Annotated in this window: 6 protein-coding genes; 5 read left to right on the top strand and 1 reads right to left on the bottom strand. The window is 73.4% G+C overall.

Annotation, left to right across the window (positions count from 1 at the left end):
- The 5 genes from lipB to AWW66_RS31055 form a co-directional block, all read left to right on the top strand.
- Window positions 1–523 (top strand): lipoyl(octanoyl) transferase LipB (lipB, locus tag AWW66_RS31075; protein WP_067374100.1); only part of this gene is annotated, 523 nt, incomplete at its 5' end.
- Window positions 523–915 (top strand): VOC family protein, encoded by a 393-nt coding sequence (locus tag AWW66_RS31070; RefSeq protein WP_067374091.1) that lies wholly within the window; start codon window positions 523–525, stop codon window positions 913–915. The genes lipB and AWW66_RS31070, both read left to right, overlap by 1 nt.
- A gap of 143 nt (window positions 916–1058) precedes the next feature.
- Window positions 1059–2108, top strand: coding sequence for a lipoyl synthase (gene lipA, locus AWW66_RS31065; RefSeq protein ID WP_083979242.1), 1050 nt, complete (start codon window positions 1059–1061; stop codon window positions 2106–2108).
- Between the two features lie 165 nt (window positions 2109–2273).
- Complete coding sequence (locus tag AWW66_RS31060; protein WP_157528240.1) at window positions 2274–3998, top strand: hypothetical protein; 1725 nt, start codon at window positions 2274–2276, stop codon at window positions 3996–3998.
- 59 nt (window positions 3999–4057) lie between these two features.
- Window positions 4058–5554, top strand: coding sequence for an NAD(P)/FAD-dependent oxidoreductase (locus AWW66_RS31055; RefSeq protein ID WP_067374088.1), 1497 nt, complete (start codon window positions 4058–4060; stop codon window positions 5552–5554).
- Between the two features lie 93 nt (window positions 5555–5647).
- Here the strand turns inward: AWW66_RS31055 and AWW66_RS31050 are convergent.
- On the bottom strand, window positions 5648–5856 hold a 209-nt coding region (locus tag AWW66_RS31050), incomplete at its 5' end, for a helix-turn-helix domain-containing protein (RefSeq protein WP_169807201.1).

Genomic DNA, 5856 nt, shown 5'->3' with positions numbered 1-5856 from the left:
CACGGTGCTGCTCCTGGAGCACCCGAGCGTGTACACCGCCGGCAAGCGCACCGAGCCGTGGGACCGGCCGATGGACGGCACCCCGGTCGTCGACGTGGACCGGGGCGGCAAGATCACCTGGCACGGGCCGGGGCAGCTCGTCGGGTACCCGATCCTGCGCCTGCCCGACCCGGTGGACGTGGTCGCCTACGTCCGGCGCACCGAGCAGTTGCTGATCGACGTCTGCGCCGAGTTCGGGCTGGTCACCGACCGGATCGAGGGGCGCAGCGGGGTGTGGGTGCCGCAGGACGAGCGGGGCCCGGCCCGCAAGGTCGCCGCCATCGGCATCCGGGTGGCGCGCGGGGTGACCCTGCACGGCTTCTCGATCAACTGCGACTGCGACCTGACGTTCTTCGACCGGATCGTGCCCTGCGGCATCCGGGACGCCGGCGTCACCTCGATCAGCGCCGAACTGGGCCGCCCGGTCACCGTGGCCGACGTCCTGCCGGTGGTCGAGCGCCACCTGCCCACCCTGCTCGCCTGATGCACCTGGACCTCGTCACGCTGGTCGTCGCCGAGTACGACCCGGCGATCGCCTTCTTCACCGAGGTGCTCGGCTTCGAACTGGCCGAGGACTCCCCCTCGCTGACCAACGACGGCCGCCCGAAGCGCTGGGTGGTGGTCCGCCCGCCCGGCGGCGGGACGGGGCTGCTGCTGGCCCGCGCCGACGGGGAACAGCAGGCCAGCGCCGTCGGCAACCAGGTCGCCGGCCGGGTCGGCTTCTTCCTGCGGGTCGACGACTTCGAGGCCACGTACCGCCGGATGGTCGAGGCGGGTGTGGAGTTCGTGTCCCCGCCCCGCACCGAGCCGTACGGCCGGGTGGCGGTCTTCCGGGACCTCGCCGGCAACCCCTGGGACCTCCTCGGCCCCGCCTGACCCACCCCGCGATGTAAGGAAGGGCCCCTTCTTAACACCTGCGGTGTGAGAGGGGTTCCCTTCTCTACCGTATGCGTTAACAGGGGGCCCCTCCTTACACCTCGACCGGTGGGGGCGGTGTCCGGTGTCACAACATCTGCGAGGTGACGGGCGTCGCCCGACGTTCATCGACCGCCGCCGACCGGCGTAGGCTCGGTTTCGTGACGATCGAGCACTCCACGCCGACGACCCAGCCGGCCAGCCGCACCGCCACGGCGGCGCCCGAGGGGCGGCGACTGCTGCGCATCGAGGCCCGCAACGCCGAGACGCCGATCGAACGCAAGCCGCCGTGGATCAAAGTCAAGGCCAAGATGGGGCCGGAGTACACCGAGCTGCGCGGGCTGGTCTCGCGCGAGGGGCTGCACACGGTCTGCCAGGAGGCCGGCTGTCCCAACATCTACGAGTGCTGGGAGGACCGGGAGGCCACCTTCCTCATCGGTGGCGACCAGTGCACCCGGCGCTGTGACTTCTGCCAGATCGACACCGGCAAGCCGGCCGAGTTCGACGCCGACGAGCCGCGCCGGGTCGCCGAGTCGGTGGCCGCGATGGGGCTGCGGTACGCCACCATCACCGGCGTCGCCCGCGACGACCTGCCCGACGGCGGGGCCTGGCTGTACGCCGAGACGGTCCGGCAGATCCACGCCCTCCAGTCCGGCTGCGGGGTGGAGCTGCTGATCCCCGACTTCAACGCGGTCCCCGAGCAGCTCGCCGAGGTCTTCGGGGCCCGCCCCGAGGTGCTGGCACACAACGTGGAGACGGTGCCCCGGATCTTCAAGCGGATCCGTCCGGCGTTCCGCTACGAGCGCTCCCTCGACGTGATCCGGCAGGCCCGCGCCGCCGGTCTGGTCACCAAGAGCAACCTGATCCTGGGCATGGGCGAGGAGCGGGCCGAGGTCTCCCAGGCGCTGCGCGACCTGCACGACGCCGGCTGCGAGCTGATCACCATCACCCAGTACCTGCGCCCCACCCCCCGGCACCACCCGGTGGAGCGCTGGGTGAAGCCGGAGGAGTTCGTCGAGCTGCGCGAGGAGGCCGAGGAGATCGGCTTCGCCGGGGTGATGAGCGGCCCGCTGGTGCGCTCGTCGTACCGGGCCGGCCGGCTGTACCGGCAGGCGCTGGAGGCCCGCGAGGGCACCCCGGTCACCGCCGGCTGACCGACCCCGCCCCGGCCACCGACCGCCGGGCGTACGTGAGGCAGAGCAGCCGGGCGCGCGAGGCGGGCGCCGGGCACGGGAGACGGGACGCCGACCCGCCGGGCTGAGCTGAGCCGGCGGGGAATCGGCCACCCCGGGCACGTCCCTTTTGCCATGATCGGCGACATGACCACGGGGGTACGTCAGACACCGACCGCGTCCACCGGGCGACTACCGACCCCGGGCGGACGCCTGCCGACGGTCCTGACCCTGGTCGCGGCGCTGGGCGGGGTCGGGTACCGGATCGGGCTGGTGCTCGCCGACACGCCCCCGACGAACAGCGACGAGGCGACCATGGGTCTCGCCGCGCTGCACATCGCGCAGGGGCGGGAGTTTCCGGCCTTCTTCTACGGCCAGGCGTACATGGGCACGCTGGAGGCGTGGCTGGCCGCGCCGGTCCTCGCGCTCACCGGGCCCTCGGTGCCCGGCCTGCGGCTGCCCACCCTGGCGATGTACGCGCTGCTGGTCGCGCTGGCCTGGCGGCTCACCCGGCGGCTGACCGGGGACCGCTGGTTCACCCTGTTGGTGGTGGCCCTGTTGGCGCTCGGCTCGGACCGGATCGTCAAGAACCAGGTGATCGCCGGGGGCGGGTACCCGGAGATGGGCCCGGCGGCCCTGGCCCTGGCCCTGCTGGCGCTCGGTCTCGCCGCCCCGGCCGGCGGACGGCGACTGCCCCGCTGGGCGGCCTGGGGTCTCGTCTCCGGGCTGATGATCTGGGTGGACCCGTTGCTGCTGCCGTACATCGCGGCGACCGGGGCGGTGCTGCTCCGGTTCCGCTGGCGGGAGCTGCGCGGCCGGGCCGGTGTGGTGGTCGCGGTCGCCACGCTGGTCGGCACCGGGCCGCTGCTGCTCGACGCCGTGCTGACCGGCCGGAACCCGGTGGCGGCCGTGCTCACCGCCAGCGGCGCCGACCAGCCCGCCGGGTGGGCCGACCGGCTGCACGGCGGGCTGCTGCTCGGCCCGGCGCTGGGCATGGGCTTCTGCTCCCCGGGGCGCTGCGCACCCTGGCAGGTGTGGTGGTCCGTCGCCTTCCCGGTGCTGCTCGCCGTGGCCGGGTACACCGCGTGGCGCACCGTCCGCGCCACCACCGCCCACCGGTACGCCGACGGCGCGGCGGGCCGGGCGGGGGCGGCGGTGCGGCTGGCGCTGCTGGCCGGCGCGGCGGGGACGCTGGCCGCGTACACGCTCAGCAGCGCGGCCGGGCGGACGCCGGTGGAGAGTTCCCGGTACCTGTCCTGCCTGCTGGTGGCGGTGCCGGCGCTGCTCTGGCCGCTGTGGACGGCGGCCCGCGCCGGCACCGCTGCCGCCCGACGGGTCCGACCCCCCGGCGCGGAGCGACCCGCCGCCCCGGAGCAGCCCGCCGGCCGGGACCGACCCGCCGGTGGGGAGCAGTCCGCCGGCCCGGGGCGGCTGGTCGGGCCACGGCGGCTGGTCGGGGCGGTGGCGGTCGCGGTGCTGGCCGCGACCGGGGGTACGGCGGTGGTCGCCACGGTCGGCGCGGTCCGGACCGTGCCGGCGGCCCGCGCCGACGCCGCCCGGCACGACGCGCTGGTCGCCACGCTGCGGCGGCTCGGCGTACGGCACGTGTGGGCGCCGTACTGGACGTGCAACCGGTTGACGTTCGCCACCGGCGAGGAGGTGGTCTGCGCGGTGATCGACGACGACCTCACCCCGGGCTTCGACCGGTATCCGCCGTACCGGCGGGCGGTGGCGGCGTCGACGAGGACCGCGTACGTGGTGCCGACCAGGTCACCGACGGTGCCCGTGCTCGATCGTCGACTGGCCGAACGGCCGGATCTTGTTCGCCTGATGGTTGTCGATGGGTACCGCATCTACCTGAATTCCGCCTGACCCGTCCCATTCCTCGATCAGGTAGTTGCCGCCATGTTTCGAAGGTGATGAATTTAGTCATGCCCTCGCAACACACCGTCATCATCGGAGCCGGCCCCGCCGGGCTCACCGCCGCCTACGAACTGACCCGGCGCGACGTCGCCGTCGACGTCGTCGAAGCCGACGACGTGGTAGGTGGGATCAGTCGTACCGTCGAGCGCGACGGCTGGCGCTTCGACATCGGCGGCCACCGGTTCTTCACGAAGGTGCCCCAGGTGGAGGCGTTCTGGCACGAGATCCTGCCGGACGAGGACTTCCTGCTGCGGCCCCGGATGAGCCGGATCCACTACCGGGGCCGGCTGTTCGACTACCCGCTGCGGGCCGGCAACGCGCTGGGCAACCTCGGCGTGGTCGAGGCGGTCCGCTGCGTCGGCTCGTACCTCTGGTCCCGGGTCCGTCCCCCCGCCGACCAGAGCCACTTCGAGGGCTGGGTGTCGGCCCGCTTCGGCACCCGGCTGTACCGGATGTTCTTCAAGACGTACACCGAGAAGGTCTGGGGGATCCCGGCCACCGAGTTGCAGGCCGACTGGGCGGCGCAGCGGATCAAGAACCTGTCACTGGCCGGCGCGGTGCGCAACGCCCTGTTCCCCAGCCGGGACAAGACCGCGATCACCAGCCTGATCGAGGAGTTCCAGTACCCGAAGTACGGCCCCGGCATGATGTGGGAACGCTGCGCCGAGCGGGTGGTCAAGGCCGGCGGGACGATCACCCTGAACACCTCGGCGCGGGCCGTGCACCGGGTCGACGGGCGGGCGGTGGCGGTGACCGTGGCGGGCCCGGAGGGCGAGCGCCGGGTCCCGACCGACCACGTGATCTCCAGCATGCCGATCTCCGACCTGGTCCGGGCGATGGACCCGCCGGCCCCGGCGGAGGTCCGGGCCGCCGCCGACGCGCTGCGGCACCGCGACTTCCTCACCGTCGCCCTGGTGGTGCCGGCCGACGCCGGGTTCCCGGACAACTGGATCTACGTGCACACCCCCGGGGTACGGGTCGGCCGGATCCAGAACTTCGGCTCCTGGTCGCCGTTCCTGGTGCGGGACGGGTACACCTGCCTCGGCCTGGAGTACTTCGTCAACGTCGGCGACGACCTGTGGACGGCCGACGACGACGACCTGGTCGCCCTCGGCACCGCCGAACTGGCCCGGCTCGGCCTGGTCGACCCGGACGCGGTCTCCGACGGGTACGTGGTCCGGATGCCGAAGGCGTACCCGGTCTACGACGAGGGGTACGAGCAGGCGGTCGACACGATCCGCCGGTGGCTCGCCGAGGCGGTGCCGAACGTGCACCCGGTCGGCCGCAACGGCATGCACCGGTACAACAACCAGGACCACTCGATGCTCACCGCGATGCTCACCGCGGCGAACATCGTCGACGGCACCGCGCACGACGTGTGGACGGTCAACGTCGAGGAGTCGTACCACGAGGAGGAGACCGGCGACGGACGCCCGGCGGCCGGCGACGGACGGCACGGCACCGGCCGGGCCGCCCCGGTCATGCCCCGCCGCGCCGTCGCCTGAAAGGAAGGGCCCCTTCTTAACGCTTCCGGTAGTAAAGGGGCCCCCTCCTAACCGGTGGGGCCGGGCAGCACCACCCGGTGGGGCGGGGCGGGGCTAACCGGTGGGGTCGGGTGGCGCGTCGGCCAGCAGGCCGAGGCGGTGGGCGAGGGCGGCGGCCTCGACCCGGTTGCCGACGGCGAGCTTGGCGATGATCCGCGAGACGTGCACGCTGGCGGTCTTCGGCGAGATGAACAGCTTCTCGGCGATCCGGCCGTTGCTGTCCCCCTCGGCGACCAGCCGCAGCACCTCCCGCTCCCGTACCG

Source organism: Micromonospora rosaria (genome assembly GCF_001567585.1).
In the GTDB taxonomy this organism is placed as follows: Bacteria; Actinomycetota; Actinomycetes; order Mycobacteriales; family Micromonosporaceae; genus Micromonospora; species Micromonospora rosaria.
Note: the sequence above shows the minus strand (reverse complement) of the source record. Positions and strands in the feature narration are given on the sequence as shown.